This is a genomic window from Ancylobacter defluvii (genome assembly GCF_018390605.1).
Taxonomy (GTDB): Bacteria; Pseudomonadota; Alphaproteobacteria; order Rhizobiales; family Xanthobacteraceae; genus Ancylobacter; species Ancylobacter defluvii.
Genome location: NZ_JAHBGD010000005.1, coordinates 647,754 through 665,361 on the forward strand (window position 1 = coordinate 647,754; position 17,608 = coordinate 665,361).

Genomic DNA, 17,608 nt, shown 5'->3' on the forward strand with positions numbered 1-17,608 from the left:
AATCGCGCTTGGCGATGAAAATATGCGCAGGATCGATTTTGATGGCATATCAAGCGGGTGCAGGCCGGTCCGGTGCGGCGCACAATTTGCAAAGGCCCGGAAAGCGCGGGGCGGGGGGTGCACGATTGACGTCAGAAGAGGTGCAGTGATGTCGAACATCAGTCAGATCTACGACGTCGACCTGAAGCTGCTGCGCTGCTTCTGCACCATCGTCGAGCAGAAGAGCTTCACCGCGGCGCAGGCGGCGCTGAACCTTTCGCAGTCGACGCTGAGCGAAAATCTCAAGTCGCTGGAGATCCGGCTCGGCACGCGGCTGTGCCGGCGCGGGCCCAAGGGATTCAAGCTGTTTCGGGAGGGCGAGGCGGTCTATCAGGCCGCGAAAGAGCTGTTCGCCTCGATCGAGACCTTCAAGCAGAAGGCCTCGAACATCAACCAGGGAACCGGCTACGAGCTTTTCGTGGGCATTCAGGACGGCATCGTCGAGAATCCCTCGGCACGCATCCACGACGCGATCCAGCGTTGCTCGGAATATTATCCCAATGTGCGCTTTCGCATGGAGGTCATGCTCGGCTTTCAACTGACCGGGCGTGTCGCCGACGGCATGGTGCATGTCGGCATCGGCCTGGTGAACGATCAATTCCCTCAGCTGACCTATGAGCACCTGTTCGACGAGCAGGGCTACATGTGCTGCAGCGACAAGCACCCTCTGTTCGCCGTGCCTGACGACGAACTGACCCTCGAGGACATCGAATCGGCGGCCTACTGCAACCGGGGACATCTCGAATATTACCACCCGGAACGTACCCGCCACGGTGTCACCTGCGGCGACATCGGGCTCGGTATTCAATCCCAGCTCGCCCTTATCCTGTCAGGCCGGAATATCGGCTACGTGCTCGACCATACGGCAGAGCCGCTCATCGCCGCGGGCTCGCTGCGCGCCCTGCGGCCCGATCTGGTGCGCATCGTCAATCCGGTCACGGCGATGATGGGTCCCGGTGTGGCGGACTTCAAGCTCGCTCGCCGCTTCGTCGATTGCCTGGTCGACGTGCATATGGAGCTCGGCCAGGGCCGTGTGCTGCCGCGACCGGCCTTCGCCACGAGCTGTGGCACCCTGGTGGAGCGTGACGGCGTTTGCACGGTGGTGACGTCGGGAAAGGTGGCCGAGCGCTTCACGCCGAACGCGCCGATGCCCAGTCGCCGATCGGCGCCGTCGCCGGAGAGGCAGGTCGCCGACAGCGCGCCGACGCGGTAGCACGGTGGGCTGCCGCTCCCGTGCGTTCCCGCCGACATGCTCACCAAGCCGATGCGGGGTGGAGGGCCTTTAAAGGGGCGCTGTGGTTGCCTGGGCGCGAGTCATGGCATCGCCCGGCCATGGCATCGTCCGGCTTCGACATGCCGCCGCCCGAGCTGAGCGTGCCGATCTTCAAGCGGAGTGAGGCAGCCCGGCATGCCGTCGACAGGAACATCCCGATCTCGAGCTTCGCCGCGCCAAGGCGCGCGCGAGATGGGTAACGCGCGTCGCCACGCGTGCCGTCTCGCACGGACGGCGGCTCAATGCGCGTCGATGGCGAAGCTCAATTTCGGATCATGGTGGAGATCCCAATAGGCCTCCCAGATCTGGCGCGTGATCGGCCCAACCTGTCCGCCACCCACGGGCTGGCCGTCCAGCGTGGTCACCGGCATGATGCCTGCGGCCGTCGTGCAGAAGAACAGCTCGTCGCAGCGATAGGCGAGGTCGACGGGCACATGCTCCATCCGCACCTCGATGCCCTTGGCGGCGGCGATTTCCATCACCGTCTTGCGGGTGACGCCTTCGAGCACGCCGCGCTCCGGCGTGTAGAGCACGCCGTCCTTCACCAGCACGATGTTGTAGCCGGCGCCCTCGGTGAGGTTGCCGTCGCCGTCCGGCAGGAGAGGATAGACCGCGTCGCGATCCTGCGCCTCGATGAGGCCACGCGTGAAGTCGCCCCATTGCAGATTCTTCACCGTCGGATCGAACGCGCCGGGCGGGGTGCGCCGCACGGTGCGCGTGACGATGGCCGGCGCGCCGGTGCGCTGCATCTCCGGCGGGACCACCCAGACATAGGGCGCGACGAACATGTAGAGATTATTGGCGAGATCCTCCGGCCGGTTGCCACGCACCTGCTTCAGCCCACGGGTGACGATGAGGCACACGAACGCATCGCGTATGCCGCTCATCGCCGCCATCTCGACGAGGGTGGCGCGAATGGAGGCGCGGTCGAGCGGACTGCGCAGGCGCAGCTTGGCACAGCTTCGCTCCAGCCGGTCGAGATGGTCGTCGAGCCGGAAGAACCGCCCGTCCCAGATGGCCGGCACGTCATAGGTGAGATCGGAACGCAGGAAGCCCTGGTCCATCAGCGGGATGCGCGCCTCTGCCAGCGGCACCATCTCGCCGGCCACCCAGGCGACGCCGTCGGCTAGGGGATTGGTGCTGGCCTTCAGCTCCGCGAGGCGCTGTTCATAGCCCGCGAAGACGGCTTCCATGCTGCTCACGATAGGCTCCTGCTGGGTGATCGATGGTCTCCGGCTGGTCAGCCGAGACGGTGAAAGCGCCGGTCGAAATAGACCAGGCTCTCGGTCTGCGCGCTTTCGCGGATCGCCACGACTTCACAGAACAGCACGTCATGCGTGCCGACCTCGTGAAACGCCGAGACGCGGCAGTCGAAGGCAACCGCCGCATCCACCAGCGCCGGCGCGCCGGTGACGATCGAGGCCCATTCGCCATGGCCGAAGCGCTCCACCATGGGCGCGCTGCCGCCGGCGAACGCCATGGACAGCTCGGCATGCGGCCCCGACAGCGTGTTGACGCACAGAATGCGGCTGGCGGCGATGACGGGATGCGTGCGGTTGGAGCGGTTGACGCAGACCAGCAGCGTCGGCGGCGTGTCGGTGACGCTGCACACGGCCGAGGCGGTGAAGCCATAGGGCTCTCCGTCATGGACGGTGGTGATGACGTTCACCGCCGCGGCGAGCTTCGCCATGCCACCGCGGAAGGCGCGAGGGTCGAGTGCGGCCGGTTCGGAGGCGTCACCGATGTCGGGAGTGAAGCTGTTGGTCGTGATGCGGTTGGTCATTGCTGGGGCCATGTCGGTGATCCCTTCATTCTTCGGCGATGGTGACGGCCATGGTCGCGTCCCAGCCGATGTCGACGCTGGCTCCGGGGGGCAGGAGCTCGATTCCCGGATGGGAGGGAACGCGCACGGTCAGCGCGCCGTCGGTGCCGGGCAGGCGCACGCGGTAGCGCAGCGTGCCGGTGGTGAACACCGCCTCCTCCACCACCCCGAGAAAGTGGTTGTCGCGCTCGCGTGCCGAGGCACCGATGGCGATGTTCTCCGGGCGCAGGCAGACCGCGCGGCGCTCGCTCACCCGGCTGGGGGCGAGGGCGCGCAGGACCAGGCCGCCCTGCGTACGGACGGTCACCTCGCGGCCGTGGCGCTCGACGATCTCCGCCACCGGCAGCAGGCTGGCCTCGCCGAGAAAGCTGGCGACGAAATGCGTGCCGGGCATCTCGTACAGTTGGCGCGGCGTGCCGATCTGCTCCAGCATGCCGCCGCGCATCACCGCCAGCCGGTCGGCGAGGAAGGCCGCCTCCTGCTGGTCGTGGGTGACATAGATCACGGTGGCGCCGAAGGCGCGCTGGAAGCGCTTGATCTCGTCCTGCATCTCTTCGCGCAGGTTCTTGTCGAGCGCACCCAGCGGCTCGTCCATCAGCAGCAGGCGCGGGTCGTAGACGGCGGCGCGGGCCAGCGCGACGCGCTGCTGCTGGCCGCCGGAGAGCTGGGCCGGACGGCGTTCGCCCAACGCCTCGAGCCGCACCATGGCAAGCGCCTTCTTCACCCGCTCGGCGATCTCCCCCTTGCCGCAGCCGCGCATCTTCAGCGGGAAGCCGATATTCTCGGCCACGCTCATATGCGGGAACAGCGCGTAGTTCTGGAACACCATGCCGATGTTGCGACGGTAGGGCGGCACGGCGACGATGTCGGTGCCATCGACCTTCACCGCGCCGTAGCTCGGCGGCACGAAGCCGGCGAGGACGCCGAGCAGGGTCGACTTGCCGGAGCCCGAGGGGCCGATCAGGGCGAAGAACTCGCCCGCCTCGATCGTCAGCGAGGTCTCGTGCAGGACGGTGAGCTCGCCATAATCCTTGCTGACGCGGTCGAACTCGACCCGCGCCCCGCGTGTGCGCGACGTATCGGGAAAAGTGCCAAGGGCTTGCGAGGACGACATGTCGTTCATCCGTTTACTCCCTCGGCCGGCCGGCCCATGCGGCGGCGGGCGCCGGCTCCGGCGATGGCCGCCAGGCACAGCAGGGCGATGGTCGCCGTGAGCAGGACCACGGTCGCGGCGGCGATGATCGGGGTCATCTGGAAATTGAGCTGCTCCCACAGCAGGCGCGGCACGGTGCGCGTGGTCGGGCTGGTGAGGAACATGGCGAGGATCAGCTCGTCGAAGGAGAAGGTCAGCGCGAAGATGAAGCCGACGATCACGCCGGGGCGGATCATCGGGAAGGTCACATGGCGAAAGGTGCGCCATGGATTGGCGCCCAGCGTCATCGCCGCCAGCTCATAGGTCGGCGCGTAGTTGCGAAGCGCCGCCGAGACGGTGATGAACACCAATGGCATCGTCACCACCGCATGGGCGAGCACGATGCCGGGATAGGTGCCGATGAGCCCGACCTTCGCCATCAGCGGGAACAGGCCGATGGCCAGAATGATCTGCGGCAGGATCAGCGGCGCGATGATCAGCGCCGCCAGCGTCCGCCGGAAGGGCACGGCGCCGCGCACGACGGCCAGCGCCGCCATGACGCCGAACACGGTCGCCACCAGCGCCGCCGGCACGCCGATCTTCAGGCTGTTGAGGATGGCGAGCTGGTAGTCGGTGCTTGCCGCGAAGCTCTCATACCAGCGGGTGGAGAAACCCGAGGGCGGGAACTTCAGGAAGGTGTCGCTGGAGAAGGACAGCGGCACGATCACCAGCGTCGGCAGTACGAGGTAGATGAGCACCAGCACCGCCAACAAGGCGATGCCGGCCGAGAGGATGCGCCAAACCGGCGTGGTGGCTGCGCCGTTCATCGGCCCTCTCCCGCGCCGGCGAGGCGGCGGTTCAGCCGCTCATAGAGCATGAACAGCGCGCAGGTGAGCACGAGCAGCACCGTCGCCAGCGCCGAGGCGAGCGGCCAGTCGAGCAGGCGCGAGACCTGCTGCTCGATCGCCACCGCGATCATCGGGCTGGACCCGCCGAGCAGCGCCGGGGTGATGTAGAAGCCGAGCGTCGAGATGAACACCAGCACGCAGCCGGCACCCACGCCCGGCGTGGACAGCGGCAGATAGACATTGACGAATTGCCGCCAGGGATTGGCGCCGAGTATGGCTGCGGCGCGCAACATGCTGGGATCGATGCCGCGCATGGCGCTGAGCAGCGGCAGGATCATGAAGGGCAGCATGATCTGCACCATGGCGACATGGGTGCCGAGATCGGTATTGGCCAGCCGAAGCGGTCGGTCGATCAGACCGAGGGCGAGCATGATCTCGTTCACCACGCCGCGCCGTTGCAGCAGCACCAGCCAGGCATAGGAACGGATCACCGCGCTGGTCCAGAACGGCACCAGCACCAGCACCATGCCGATGACCAGCCAGCGCCCCTGCGCCCGGCTGATCAGGAAGGCGACCGGATAGGACAGCACCAGCGCGGCAAGCGTGACGATCGCCGCAGTCTGGAAGGTGTAAATCAGCGAATAGCGCAGCGCGCTGTCGCCGGCGACGCGGGCATAGGTGCCGAGCGGACCGTCGGGCGCTGCGAAGCTCTGGCCGAATACGGTGAGGAGCGGCAGGAGGAAGAAGAGCGCAAGCAGCGTGAGCGGTGCCGCCAGCAGCATGAGCCCGCCCTTGGATGGTGACCAGGTGCGGGCTCTCTGCCTCGGCACGGCAAGAGACGCGGCAGGGGATGCCGCGCCGTTGATTGCCGCGTCGCTCAACCGACGAGCCACTTGTTGAAGCGGGCGAACAGCTCGTCGCCATTATCGGCCCAATACTGGACGTTCTGCAGCACGGCGGTCTTGCCGTTTTCCGGCGAGTTCGGCAGCAGTGCCTTGGTCTTGGCATCCAGCAGATCGAAGGCGGCCGGGTTGGTCGGGCCATAAGGAATGTGCTGGGCGAATACGGCCTGGTTCTTCGCTTCGACCAGATTGGCGAGGAACTCCATCGCCCGCTTTTTGTCCTTCACGCCCTTGGGCACGATGAAGGCGTCGCAGGTGAAGATGCTCTGGTCGAAGGTGTAGTCGACCGGTGCGCCGTCATTCTTCGGCTTGAACAGGCGCCCGTTCCAGGCGGTGCCGACATCAACCTCGCCGGAGGTGAGCAACTGGGCGCTCTGCGCGCCGGAGGTCCACCAGGTGAGGTTCGGCTTGATCTTGTCGAGCGATGCGAACACGGCGTCGAGATCGAGCGGATAGAGTTTGTCCGCCGGAATGCCGGCGCCAAGCGCGGCGATCTCCATCGTCTGCGGCGCCAGCTTCCACAGGCTGCGCTGGCCGGGCTTGGCGGCCTCGTCGAAGAACTCGCTCCAACCCTTGGGCCGGGTCTCCGCCGTAAAGGCCTGGGTGTTCCAGCCCATCACCGTGGCCGCGACGTCGGAGACGATGTAGTGATCGTTCGCCGCCCAGGTATCCAGCGCCTTGCGCGGCACGATGTCGTAGTCGATCGGCTCGAGGAGGCCGAGCTTGGCCAGCACCGCCGCCTCGGCGAAATCGATGTTGGCGACATCGATATCGACGGCGTTCGCGTCGACCATCGCCTTGACGCGCGCGGTATCGATATAGGGCGCGCCGAGTATCTTCACGCCGGTCTTGGCGGTGAAGGTGTCGAAATAGGCGACCTTGTACGCTTCTTCCAGGGCGCCGCCCGAATTGGGGACGGTCATGGTATCGCTGGCGGCGCGCACCACATGCGGGCTGAAGATGCCGACGGCGGTGGCCGCTGCGGTGCCGGCGAGGAAGCCGCGGCGGGAAATGCCGCGGCGCGCGTGCGGAAGACGGAGGTCAGTGCGGTCGGACATGGGCTGGCATCCTGATCTCGGACATGGGAGAGCGTTGGCACGCGGCCGGCATCGCCGGGGAGAGGCACTGAAACGTTAGAGCGAACAGATGTCTGCCGAGCCGCGATCCACGGATCGGCATTCCGGTCTCAACTGCGCAGGTTCTCGCGGAAGGTGCGCCCGGTGTAATCCTTGCGGTAGATGCCGCGGCGCTGCAGTTCCGGCACCACCGATTTGACGAACTGGGCGTAGCCGCTCGGCGTCAGCGAAGGCACGATGACGAAGCCGTCGCAGGCCTCGGACTCGAACAGGTCCTGCATGTGGTCGGCGATCATCTCGGGGGTGCCGATGAGCTGGGGCGTCAGCTCGCTGATGCCGAAATGCTGACCGGCCTCGCGAAGGGTGAGGTTCTTCTTCTCGCTGCCCTTCAGGATGTTGTCGAACACGCCGCGCGAGCCCTGGTTGATCTCCATATCGACCAGCGGCTTGTCGAGCGGATAGCCCGACAGGTCGACGCCCATGGCGTTGGAGATTTCGGCGACGCCAAGCTCGGGGCTGACCAGCGAATTGAGGTATGCCGCCTTCTCCTTGGCGATGCTTTCGGTCTCGCCGACGATGATGTCGATGGCGGGCAGAACGGCGCAGTGATTTGGCGGACGCCCGTTCTTGTCCAGGCGCGACTTGATGTCGGCATAGAAGGCCTGCATCTCGGCCTTGTCGTGCTGCAGGGTGAACAGCACTTCGGCCCAGCGACCGGCGAATTCGCGGCCGCGCTCCGAGGAACCCGCCTGCATCAGCACCGGGCTGGTCTGGGGGGAGCGCGGGGTCTGCAAGGGGCCGCGGGTCTTCACCCACTTGCCTTCGAAATTGACGTAATGGACCTTGTCCGGATCGGCATAGACGCCGTTCTTGCGGTCGAGGATGAGCGCGTCCTCGTCCCAGGAGTTCCACAAGGCCTGGCAGGCCTCGATGACCTCCTCGGCATGGTCGTAGCGCAGGCCGCGCTCCATGAGCTTGTCCATGCCGAAATTCTGCGCCTCGCGATCATTCGCCGAGGTCACGACGTTCCATGCCGCGCGCCCACCGCTGATGTGGTCGAGCGAGGCGAAGGCGCGGGCGATGTGGAACGGGTGGTAGAACGCCGTCGACATGGTCGCCGCGAGGCCGAGGTGCTGCGTCACCGCCGCCATGCGGGAGAGAAGCTGCAGCGGCTCCAGCAGGAAGATCTGGCCGGGCTGGCGCAAATTGGCGGCGAAGCTTTTGCCGAAGGTATCGAACAGAGTCAGCACATCGACGAAGAACAGGCCGTCGAACTTCCCCTCTTCAAGTATGCGGGCAATGTTTTCGTAGCGCTTGGGATCGAGCGCATCGACGGCGTCGCTTTCATCATGCCGCCAGCTTCCGTTGTGATGCCAGTTCGGCCCCGCAATGCAGAAACCAATGAAATGCATTTGCCTCGGCACGCCCATCACCCCTGCGTAGCGACACGACGGCTCGTTGTCGGACAGCCTCCATCAGGAGGCTCGCCGCACTGGTAACTCGTCCGCGTCAATCTCAATGACGAGAACCGTAATGATGGAAAAATCGAATATCAATACCAAATATGCTGCGCCGCACTCCGGGATGCATATTTGCTGAGCGCTGCCAAATTTATGAGCGACTGCCTAGCCACGCAGGTCTCGGTTTGGGCAAAACCCGTGCGTCGCACGGGTTGCGCCGACGCTTGGCGCGCGGTTCGGTGTCGGCACGGTGGCTGTTCGGGGGTGTGGATGCGCCCTGCGCCGAAAGGTGCATCGGTGCGCATAAAATCGATAATTCCTCGCTATGAACCCGGCGTTTGGTCGCGTGGTTCTATCCATTCCGGCAGGTAGCAGCGCAAATAGGCAGTGACGGCGCGCACGCCCTCCTCAATGGATTCGTCGGTGATGCTTTGGTTCTGGCTGTAGGACAGCGCCCAGATGCCGTCGGCAATGGCGAGCGAGGTGGCGAGCTTGCCGATCCAATCCTTGATCGGCGGCATGACGAAATGACGGTCGAACATCTCGGCGCGGGTGCGCGAGACCGCCAGCGTGCCGGCCATGTCGCGCTGGCGAACCTCGGCGCTGATGCTGGCTCCCAGGAACAGGCGCATGAGCGGAACGTGCTCGTTATAGAAGCGGGCGGACGTGCGGATGCGCCAGCCGATCAGCTCCTGCCAGTTGGCAGGTGGCGACGGCGGAGCTTCGATCGAGCGGGCGACAAGGCGCTCCAGATAATCTTCCGCCAGGGCGACGAGCGCGGCCTCCTTATTGGGGAAGAAGTGGTAGATGGAGGCGGGTGGAACGCCGGCCTGCTCGGCGATCTGGTACAGCCCCACTTCGCTGACGTCATGTTCCTGCAGTAGGGCGTCGGTGGCCTCGATCAGTGCCTTGAGGCGAATCTGGCCGCGGCGCCGACGTACAGGGGTCTTGCCGATCGGGTTCGCCTCGCCGGTTCCGTCTTGGGATTCGTCGTCGACCTCCGGGGCAGGGGCGGGGCGCTCGTTCATTCGCATGGCATTCCTTGCTGTCGCTGACAGGCTAGCCGTCGTGGCAAGGTGGAGCAAATACGGAAAATTTGTAACCGGCGGGAGATTGATAATCGATAAATCTATCATTACCGTGAGGGGAGGCATCGCCGCGAGCTGACGATCCGCTTTCCGACGCGCCGCGTTGTCCCTTTTGCGGCGGTCTCTTTCCTCGATCAACCCCGAAGGCTTCACCCGATGAGCTGGACCAATTCGCGCAATGCCGAACTCAAGCAACGGGCAGCCCAGGTGATCCCGGGCGGCATGTATGGGCACGAATCCACCGCCCTGCTGCCGGCCGACTTTCCGCAGTTCTTCCGCCGCGCCGAAGGTACGCGGCTGTGGGACGCGGATGATAATGAATATATCGACTATATGTGCGCCTATGGTCCCAACCTGCTCGGCTATCGCCAGCCGGAGGTCGACGCCGCGGTGCGGGCGCAGATGCAGCTCGGCGACACGCTGACCGGCCCCTCCGAGATCATGGTGACGCTGGCCGAGGACATGGTCGCCATGCTCAGCCCTGCCGACTGGGCGATGTTTTGCAAGAACGGCACCGACGCCACCTCGATGGCGACGGTGATCGCCCGCGCCCATACCGGCAAGCGCAAGATCCTGGTCGGCAAGGGCGTCTATCACGGCGCCGCGCCCTGGTGCACGCCGGGACCGGCCGGCATCCTCTCCGAGGATCGCGGCCATATCGTCTATTACCGCGACCAGGACCCGCAGAGCCTCGCCGAGGCGGTGGCGGCGCATGCCGGCGACATCGCCGCGGTGTTCGCCACCCCGTTCCGCCACGAGACCTTTCGCGACCAGTCCGAGCCCGACGCCACCTTCGCCCGCGAGGCGCGCCGCCTGTGCGATGCCGAGGGCGCGGTGCTGGTGCTCGACGAGGTGCGCGCCGCCTTCCGCCTGTCGCGCGACGGCGCCTGGGCGGCACTGGGCGTCAAGCCGGACCTCACCTCGATCGGCAAGGTGATCGGCAATGGCCAGCCGATTTCGGCGCTGGTCGGGCTGGAGCCCCTGCGCAAGGCGGCCTCCAGCGTCTATGTCACCGGCTCGTTCTGGTTCTCGGCGGTGCCGATGGCGGCGGCGGTGGCGACGCTGAAGATCATCCGCGAGAGCGACTATCTGGAGCGCCTCCAGCGCACCGGCCGGCTGCTGCGCGAAGGGCTGGCGGCGCAGGCGGCGGCGCACGGCTTCGCGCTGCGCCAGACCGGGCCGGTGCAGATGCCGCAAATCCTGTTCGAAGACGATCCGGAGATGCGGCTCGGCTATTTCTGGGCTGCGGCGGCGGTGCGGCGTGGGGTGTATCTGCACCCCTACCACAACATGTTCATCAACGCCGCGTTGACCGAGACGGATGTCGCGCAGACGCTGGAGGCAACCGACGCGGCGTTCACGGCGCTGAAGGCGCAGGACCGTGCCGGCCTGCCGCTGGAGCGTCCGGTGGTGCGCGACCGGCTGGAGCGGGCGGCGCTGCTCTCGGCGTGAGTGCCGGTGATTCTGAGCGGCGCCAGTCCATAAACGGACTGGCTCGCAGCGTCTGCGGAGTGGTTCCCCGCCAAAGGGCGCATTCCGGGGCGCACTTTGGCGGGCTGTCGCCGTGATAGGCGGATCCGCCCGTCGATGGCGATAGCCGGCGCGGCGCGCGGCATCAGCGGGTCATGCGTGCACTTCGATCAGCTGCATCATGCCGAGTTCTTCGTGGTTCATCATGTGGCAGTGCAGCACGTATTTTCCGACATAGTCGAGAAAGCGCGAGCGGATGGTGATGCTGCCGTTGCGCGGCAGGACGACCGTGTCGAGCCAGACCGACGGCACGTATTCCCCGTTCACCTTTACCAGCTCGAACGGATTAACGTGGATGTGGAAGATGTGGTCATGGAAGTGGAGGTTGACGATCTCCCATTCCTCGATCGCACCAAGTTTTATGCGGTGATCGATGCGGTTGATATCGAAGCTGCGCCCATCGACCAGGAAGCTGAACTCCCTCCAATGCGCTGCGGCGTCGTTCTCGGGTAGGTCGGCCGAAAAGGTCAGCCGCCGGCGGTTGGTTATTTCCTCATCGCGGATGGAAGCCAGGGGCGGCGGGGCGAGGCGGCCGGGCAGCGGCATGGGCAGCGGCTCGCCCTCGACCTTCACCCGCGCGATCGGCCCGAACGGCGAGGGATAGCCCTGATTATAGGGCAGGGCCTTCAGGTCGTAAGTGCCGGGCGTACCGGCCTTCACCAGCACGTCGATGCGCTGGCCGGGCGCGATCAGCAGCGCGTCCTTGCGCTCCGGCTGGTCGGTGCAGATCTGCCCCTCGCCGATGATGACGAGGCCGATGCCGTCGCGGGCGATGGCGTGAAACTGGTGACTGTCCAACGCAAGGAACAGGTCGTCCTGATAGCCGGCATGCACCAGGCGCCAGCGCTGCACTTCGCCCGGCCGCATGGTGATCGTCGGATTGCGCTGGCCGTTCAACGAGAGGAAGCGGGTCGACGTCTCGGAGAACAGAGCATCGAATCCCTCGACCATGCCAAAGCCGTCGAACACCACTTCGCCCAGCACCATGGTGAGGTCCTTGGCTGCCGCGACCTCCGGAACCTGTTCCGGGCCGTCTTCGATGACGATGGCGCCCACCATGCCGCTCGATAGCTGGATATCGGCGGATCCATGATGATGGGGATGGTACCAGTAGGTACCGCGAGGATGATCCTCGGGAATGCGGATCTCGACGTCATAGCTCTGGCCGGGCTCCATGGTGCGCAGCACGTTGTCGGAGATGCCGTCGGGGCTGGTATGGGCGCCGTGAAAGTGAAAATTGGTCAGGTTGAGCATATGCGGCTGGTTCATCTGCAGCGGCATGGTCTCGCGATTGGGCGGCAGGTCGTTGATGAGCCGGATGCGCAGCACGTCGCCCGGCTGCAACCGCAAGGTCGGCCCGGGCATCATCCCCTCATAGCCGCGCAAATGCAGCTGGTAGCCGCCGATCTCCTGCCATGAATAGGCGGCCCGAAGCGTGGTGCGCAGTTCGCCTTTCTCCGAGCGGCGGATTTCCGGCTGGCGTAGCGGCTCACCCTCCACGAAGGCTATTCGCCGCGGTCCGCCACCCGGGCGGACCGGCTCGCGGACCCGTTGTGCTCCACTGCCGGCGGGCGGGCTCGGACTGTCGTGCTGCATGGACGCCGCATCGACCTGCGAGACCAGCAGACCGGCGACGCTTGGGGTGATCATGCCGACCATGCCGCCGGCGATGAAGCTACGGCGCGAGGGGTGGGTTTCGATGACATCCGCATGCACCGACGCACCGGCTACCGAAGCGGCCAGATCACACTTTGCCTGCTCGTCCATGACTTTGCCCCCCGTCTGCTCTCTCTCAGGAGAGTTTGGTCAATGAAGCAAGAATTTGCAGGATTATTCAATCTAATTCGAAGATAAAATCTACCTTCGGGCGTTGGCAGTGCTGCCGTTCGAAGATCGGGAATCTCCTTGCGGTATGCATGCCGGGGGCTGATCTAGTGCTGCCAATGTCGGCGATAAGTGGTGGCGGCGTCTCCTGAAGGATCAGGGACGGTGAGGTCAGGCCTGCACTTCCACGATCTGCATCATGCCGAGTTCTTCATGGTTCATCATGTGGCAGTGCAGGACGAAGCGGCCGGCATAATCCAGGAAGCGGGAACGGAAGGTCACGCTGCCCAGACGCGGGACGATGACGGTATCGCGCCAGTCCGCCTCGGCGACGGGTAGGTCGTTGACCGCGGCCAGTTGAAACGGATTGGTATGGATGTGGAAGACGTGGTCGGATTCGTCCTCGTTGATCACCTTCCATTCCTCCACCGCCCCCAGCCTGATCCGCTGGTCGACGCGGTCCGGATCGAAGCGTTGGTCGCAGATGAGGAAGGTGAATTCCTGATAATTCGCGGCCGGAGGATATTCCGGCACGATCGTTCTGAGCGGCAGTTCCCGTTTGTTGGTTACCTCCTCGGCGGCGATCGTCTTGAGCGGCGATCTGCCGCCCAACGTCGCCGGGAGGGTCATCGCCATCGGTTCGCCTTCGACGACGATTTTCGCCAGCGGACCGGTCGGGGAGGGGTAGCCTTGATCGTTGGCGATCGCCCGCAGCCAGTAGGTGCCGGGTGCGCCAGCCCGCACCAGCACGTCGGCGCGCTGGCCGGGCGCCATCAACTGAGCCGTCAGGCTCCCAATCTCCGGCCGTCGGATGCCGTCATAGGCTATCGGATGCAGTTCATGCCCTTCCAGCGCGAGATTGAGATTGTTCTCATGGCCGGCGTGGATCAGGCGCCAGCGCCGCACCTCGCCGGGCCGCAGACGGATCACCGGCTCACGCTGCCCGTTGACGGAGAGGAAGCGCGGCACGCCTTCCGGCCACATCGTGTCATAGGTCTCGATGGTGCCGCGATAGTCGAACAGCACCTCGTTGAGCAGCAGCACCTGGTCCGTCGCGTCGCGGATTTCGGGAATGTCGTCGAAGTCACCTTCGATGATCAGCGCGCCGGCCATGCCGCTGGTCAATTGGATGTCGGCGCTGCCGTGCTTGTGCGGATGGTACCAGCAGGTCCCGCATGTGTGGTCCTCCGGTATGGCGATTTCGATGTCGTAGCTCCGGCCCGGTTCCATCACGCGGAAGATGTTGTCGGCGATGCCGTTGGGGCTGACATGCCCGCCATGAAAATGGAAATTGGTCGAGTTGAACTGGTGCGGCAGCGTCATGTCGTCCGGCATCGAATCCGGGTTGGGCGGCAGGTCGTTGACCAGTCTGATACGCAGCACGTCACCCGGCTTCACTCTTAGCGTCGGGCCGGGAATGCCGCCTTCATAAGTGCGCAGCGAGAGCCGGTAGCCGCCGAGGCTCTTATAGCCATAAGCAACTTTCAGTTCGGTCCTGAGTTCGCCCTTTATCGAACGGCGGACTTCGGGCTCGACAAGCGCGGCGTTCCGGTCCCAGGGAGCGCGCGGCGCTCCGCGCCCGAGAGGGTGCCCGCCGTGGGCTTCCGCCGTTTCACTCGCTGCGCTGCTTCGTACGACCAAGGCGGCAGCGAGGCCCGAGGCCATAGCCAACGCCCCGAAACCGGCGCTGCTCAACAGGTGCCGGCGCGAGAGGGAGCCAAGACCTGCCTTCGCAACGAAGGGCATCAAACCTCTCCCAGAGCTAGCGTCACAGTCACCGAAACGGCAGGCCTCGCTAAAGCCCGAGGTCATCGTATCAAGCCACGGAAACCCGGCAACTACTTCGATCGGGAAGTGGTTTTAATTTTGATGCTTCTTAGAGTACTTGCCCGCCGACATGGGGAAATTCGAAGATCGGAGGCTCCGCGCATCAGAGGCGGTCATTCGCCTCGGGGATAGCGTTGCGCATCCTCAAGCACGTTCAGGTCCATATGGTTGCGCATGTAGCGCTCGGAGGCCTGCTGCAGGGGCTGGAAATCCCATGGATAATAGGCGCCGTTGCGCAGTGCCTGGTAAACGACATGCCGTCGTGCCTGGCTGGCCCGCACCTCGGCGTCGAAGCGGGCGAGGTCCCAGCGGGCGTGCATGGCGGCGAGCATCCGGGCCAGTTGCTCCGCGCATGCCGGGTAGTCCGCCCGGTTGACCAATTCGTGCGGGTCGTCGTCGAGATTGGTCAGGATTGGCGGATCGAGTTCGCACAGCACGAGCTTCCACGGGCCGTCACGCAAGGCCACCAGCGGCGCATAGGAGCCTTCCGCCGCATATTCCATCGGCACCGGCCCGCGCGTGCCCAGCCCCAGCATGGTTGGGACGAGGCTCTCGCCATCGGTCCACGGCATGATGCCGGAGAGATCGAGCCCGGTGAGATCGGCAAGCGTCGGCAGCACGTCGAGCGTCGAGACCGGGTCGTCGATCCGGCCGGGAGCGACCGCCGGCGCGGCGATCATCAGCGGTACGCGCGCGGAGCCTTCGAAGAAGTTCATCTTGAACCACAGTCCGCGCTCGCCGAGCATGTCGCCATGATCGGAGACGAAGACGATGATGGTGTCGTTCGCCATTCGGCCGCGTTCGAGGATATCGAGCAATTCGCCGATCTTCTCGTCGATGTAGGAGATGTTGGCGAAATAGGCCCGGCGCGAGCGGCGCACATCCTCCGGCGTCACATGGCCGTTGGCATGGTCGCTCGCCAGCATGAGCCGCTGCGCATGCGGGTCCTGCTGCGCGAAGGGAATCGGCGGGACCATGGGATCGAGCGCCGGACAGTCCCCGTAAAGATCCCAAAAACGCCGGCGGGCGACATAGGGGTCGTGCGGGTGGGTGAAGCTGACGGTCAGGCACCAGGGGCGGTTATCCTGCCGCCGCGCCAGATCATAGAGCTTGCGTCCGGCGTGATAGGCCACCTCGTCGTCATATTCGAGCTGGTTGGTGATCTCGGCCACCCCGGCACCGGTGACGGAGCCAAGATTGTGATACCACCAATCGATGCGCTGGCCCGGCTTGGTGTAATCCGGCGTCCAGCCGAAATCGGCGGGATAGATGTCGGTGGTCAACCGCTGCTCGAAGCCGTGCAGTTGATCCGGCCCGACGAAATGCATCTTGCCCGACAGCGCGGTGTGATAGCCGGCGCGGCGCAAATGGTGGGCGAAGGTCGGGATGTCGGAGCTGAACTCCGCCGCATTGTCATAGACCCGCGTGCGGCTGGGCAATTGCCCCGACATGAACGAGGCGCGGGCCGGGGCACAGAGCGGGCTCGCCGTGTAGCCGTTCGCGAACCGGGCGGAGCGCTTCGCCAGCGACTTCAGATGCGGCGCATGCAGAAACCCGGCCGGTCCGTCGGGGAATAGCGTCCCGTTCAACTGATCGACCATGAAGATGAGGATGTTCGGCTGGGGCATGGCACGCTTCGCGGGACATCGATGAAAGGGCGCGGCCGCCGGGACGATTGCCCGGCGGCGCCGGCGGTCAGAGCCCGAGCGAGGCCTTCACCGCAGGCAGGCCGGGCTTGCCGTCGAAGGTGGTGACACCGGCGAGCCAGGGCTCAAGCGCCTGCGGATGTGCCTTGATCCATACGGTGGCGGCCGCCTTCGGGTCCATCCCTTCGTCGAGGATCTTGCCCATCATCGCGTTTTCGGTCGCGAGATCAAACTTCAGGTTCCTGAAGAAGCTCGCGGCATTGGGGCATTGGCTGGACCAACCGGCGCGCGCGAGGGTACGGACCTCGGCGCCGCCATAGTCGGGCCCGAAATAGGCATCGCCACCCGAGAGATAGGTGATGGCAAAGGCCTCGTTCATTGGGTGCGGCGCCCAGGCGAGAAAGACGATCCAACCCTTGCCGCTGGCCGAGCGCTTGACCTGCGCCAGCATGGCCTGCTCGCCGGATTCCACCACCTTCCAGTCCTTGAGGCCGAATTCGCCGGCATCGATCATCTTCTGGATATTGGCATTGGCCGGCGCCCCCGGCTCGATGCCGTAGATCTGATTGCCGAATTTGTCGGCATTGGCGGCGAGGTCCTTGAAGTCCTTCACTCCGGCCTCGGCGACATAGTTCGGCACGGCGAGGGTGAATTTGGCGCCGGTGAGGTTGGTGGCCAGCACCTCGACGGCGTTCGCCTCGTTCAGCGCATCGATGAATTTCTGCTGCGCCGGCATCCAGTTGCCGAGGAAGACATCGAGATTGCCGGTCTTCATGGCTTCATAGCCGATCGGCACCGACAGGGTCTTCACATCCGCCGTGTAGCCGAGTCCCTGCAGCAGCACGCTCGCAATGGCGTTGGTGGAGGTGATGTCGGTCCATCCCGGATCGGACATGCGGACGGTCTTGCAGGTCGGGGCATCTGCCGCGAGGGCGGAGCCGGCAGATATGACAACGGACAGGGCGCAAACGGCCCGTAGAAAGCGATTCATGGGCAGACCTCTGAAAAAGATGTGAGCCGAAGCATCGCAAGAAGGGGTGCCCCGATTTTGGTCTGTTACCCGCCTTGCCCTGGAATTCATCAGATCGTTAAATGGCAGCCACTGTGAAGCTGGCTATTTTCAATGGCTGACCCAATGGAT

The 17,608-nt window shown here is 65.0% G+C and carries 14 protein-coding genes; 2 read left to right on the top strand and 12 right to left on the bottom strand.

Features of this window, described 5'->3' with window-relative positions; translation table 11 throughout:
* The first annotated feature begins 148 nt into the window (after positions 1 to 148).
* On the top strand, positions 149 to 1,252 hold the full coding sequence (locus tag KHC24_RS05675) for a LysR family transcriptional regulator (protein WP_246546167.1): 1,104 nt from the start codon (positions 149 to 151) through the stop codon (positions 1,250 to 1,252).
* A gap of 299 nt (positions 1,253 to 1,551) precedes the next feature.
* Here the strand turns inward: KHC24_RS05675 and KHC24_RS05680 are convergent, their stop codons facing one another.
* The 8 genes from KHC24_RS05680 to KHC24_RS05715 form a co-directional block, all read right to left on the bottom strand.
* Positions 1,552 to 2,505: an aminotransferase class IV gene (locus KHC24_RS05680; RefSeq protein WP_246546257.1), complete on the bottom strand. Its 954-nt coding sequence runs from the start codon at positions 2,503 to 2,505 to the stop codon at positions 1,552 to 1,554.
* A 47-nt stretch (positions 2,506 to 2,552) separates the two neighbouring features.
* Complete coding sequence (locus KHC24_RS05685; protein WP_246546168.1) at positions 2,553 to 3,107, bottom strand: flavin reductase; 555 nt, start codon at positions 3,105 to 3,107, stop codon at positions 2,553 to 2,555.
* Positions 3,108 to 3,120: 13 nt separating this feature from the next.
* Positions 3,121 to 4,257 carry an ABC transporter ATP-binding protein gene (locus KHC24_RS05690; RefSeq protein ID WP_246546170.1) on the bottom strand — a complete coding sequence of 379 codons (1,137 nt, stop codon included), beginning with the start codon at positions 4,255 to 4,257 and terminating at the stop codon, positions 3,121 to 3,123.
* Complete coding sequence (locus KHC24_RS05695; RefSeq protein WP_213360341.1) at positions 4,254 to 5,093, bottom strand: ABC transporter permease; 840 nt, start codon at positions 5,091 to 5,093, stop codon at positions 4,254 to 4,256. The genes KHC24_RS05690 and KHC24_RS05695 overlap by 4 nt, the downstream gene beginning before the upstream one ends.
* A complete protein-coding gene (locus tag KHC24_RS05700; RefSeq protein WP_213360343.1) occupies positions 5,090 to 5,896 on the bottom strand; it encodes an ABC transporter permease in 807 nt (268 codons plus the stop codon). The genes KHC24_RS05695 and KHC24_RS05700 overlap by 4 nt, the downstream gene beginning before the upstream one ends.
* A 95-nt stretch (positions 5,897 to 5,991) precedes the next feature.
* A complete protein-coding gene (locus tag KHC24_RS05705; protein ID WP_213360350.1) occupies positions 5,992 to 7,074 on the bottom strand; it encodes an ABC transporter substrate-binding protein in 1,083 nt (360 codons plus the stop codon).
* A 128-nt stretch (positions 7,075 to 7,202) separates the two neighbouring features.
* On the bottom strand, positions 7,203 to 8,504 hold the full coding sequence (locus KHC24_RS05710) for an LLM class flavin-dependent oxidoreductase (protein WP_246546171.1): 1,302 nt from the start codon (positions 8,502 to 8,504) through the stop codon (positions 7,203 to 7,205).
* A gap of 371 nt (positions 8,505 to 8,875) precedes the next feature.
* On the bottom strand, positions 8,876 to 9,580 hold the full coding sequence (locus KHC24_RS05715; RefSeq protein WP_213360357.1) for a TetR/AcrR family transcriptional regulator: 705 nt from the start codon (positions 9,578 to 9,580) through the stop codon (positions 8,876 to 8,878).
* A 216-nt stretch (positions 9,581 to 9,796) separates the two neighbouring features.
* On the opposite strand from KHC24_RS05715, the gene KHC24_RS05720 reads away from it, so the two are divergent.
* Complete coding sequence (locus tag KHC24_RS05720; RefSeq protein WP_213360360.1) at positions 9,797 to 11,092, top strand: aminotransferase class III-fold pyridoxal phosphate-dependent enzyme; 1,296 nt, start codon at positions 9,797 to 9,799, stop codon at positions 11,090 to 11,092.
* Positions 11,093 to 11,263: 171 nt separating this feature from the next.
* Here KHC24_RS05720 and KHC24_RS05725 read toward each other — a convergent pair whose 3' ends face one another.
* The 4 genes from KHC24_RS05725 to KHC24_RS05740 form a co-directional block, all read right to left on the bottom strand.
* Positions 11,264 to 12,937, bottom strand: coding sequence for a multicopper oxidase family protein (locus tag KHC24_RS05725; RefSeq protein ID WP_246546173.1), 1,674 nt, complete (start codon positions 12,935 to 12,937; stop codon positions 11,264 to 11,266).
* A 228-nt stretch (positions 12,938 to 13,165) separates the two neighbouring features.
* Positions 13,166 to 14,740, bottom strand: a complete 1,575-nt coding sequence (locus tag KHC24_RS05730) for a multicopper oxidase family protein (RefSeq protein ID WP_213360362.1) — start codon at positions 14,738 to 14,740, stop codon at positions 13,166 to 13,168.
* Positions 14,741 to 14,934: 194 nt separating this feature from the next.
* Positions 14,935 to 16,449, bottom strand: coding sequence for a choline-sulfatase (gene betC / locus KHC24_RS05735; protein ID WP_213360365.1), 1,515 nt, complete (start codon positions 16,447 to 16,449; stop codon positions 14,935 to 14,937).
* A gap of 67 nt (positions 16,450 to 16,516) precedes the next feature.
* Positions 16,517 to 17,458: a choline ABC transporter substrate-binding protein gene (locus tag KHC24_RS05740; RefSeq protein ID WP_213360367.1), complete on the bottom strand. Its 942-nt coding sequence runs from the start codon at positions 17,456 to 17,458 to the stop codon at positions 16,517 to 16,519.
* Positions 17,459 to 17,608: the final 150 nt, after the last annotated feature.

Bases quoted from the DNA above. Each gene is read 5' to 3' on its own strand.
- KHC24_RS05675 (WP_246546167.1), top strand. From the start codon at position 149: ATGTCGAACATCAGTCAGATCTACGACGTCGACCTGAAGCTGCTGCGC.
- KHC24_RS05680 (WP_246546257.1), bottom strand. From the start codon at position 2,505: ATGGAAGCCGTCTTCGCGGGCTATGAACAGCGCCTCGCGGAGCTGAAG.
- KHC24_RS05685 (WP_246546168.1), bottom strand. From the start codon at position 3,107: ATGGCCCCAGCAATGACCAACCGCATCACGACCAACAGCTTCACTCCC.
- KHC24_RS05690 (WP_246546170.1), bottom strand. From the start codon at position 4,257: ATGAACGACATGTCGTCCTCGCAAGCCCTTGGCACTTTTCCCGATACG.
- KHC24_RS05695 (WP_213360341.1), bottom strand. From the start codon at position 5,093: ATGAACGGCGCAGCCACCACGCCGGTTTGGCGCATCCTCTCGGCCGGC.
- KHC24_RS05700 (WP_213360343.1), bottom strand. From the start codon at position 5,896: ATGCTGCTGGCGGCACCGCTCACGCTGCTTGCGCTCTTCTTCCTCCTG.
- KHC24_RS05705 (WP_213360350.1), bottom strand. From the start codon at position 7,074: ATGTCCGACCGCACTGACCTCCGTCTTCCGCACGCGCGCCGCGGCATT.
- KHC24_RS05710 (WP_246546171.1), bottom strand. From the start codon at position 8,504: ATGCATTTCATTGGTTTCTGCATTGCGGGGCCGAACTGGCATCACAAC.
- KHC24_RS05715 (WP_213360357.1), bottom strand. From the start codon at position 9,580: ATGAACGAGCGCCCCGCCCCTGCCCCGGAGGTCGACGACGAATCCCAA.
- KHC24_RS05720 (WP_213360360.1), top strand. From the start codon at position 9,797: ATGAGCTGGACCAATTCGCGCAATGCCGAACTCAAGCAACGGGCAGCC.
- KHC24_RS05725 (WP_246546173.1), bottom strand. From the start codon at position 12,937: ATGGACGAGCAGGCAAAGTGTGATCTGGCCGCTTCGGTAGCCGGTGCG.
- KHC24_RS05730 (WP_213360362.1), bottom strand. From the start codon at position 14,740: ATGCCCTTCGTTGCGAAGGCAGGTCTTGGCTCCCTCTCGCGCCGGCAC.
- betC (WP_213360365.1), bottom strand. From the start codon at position 16,449: ATGCCCCAGCCGAACATCCTCATCTTCATGGTCGATCAGTTGAACGGG.
- KHC24_RS05740 (WP_213360367.1), bottom strand. From the start codon at position 17,458: ATGAATCGCTTTCTACGGGCCGTTTGCGCCCTGTCCGTTGTCATATCT.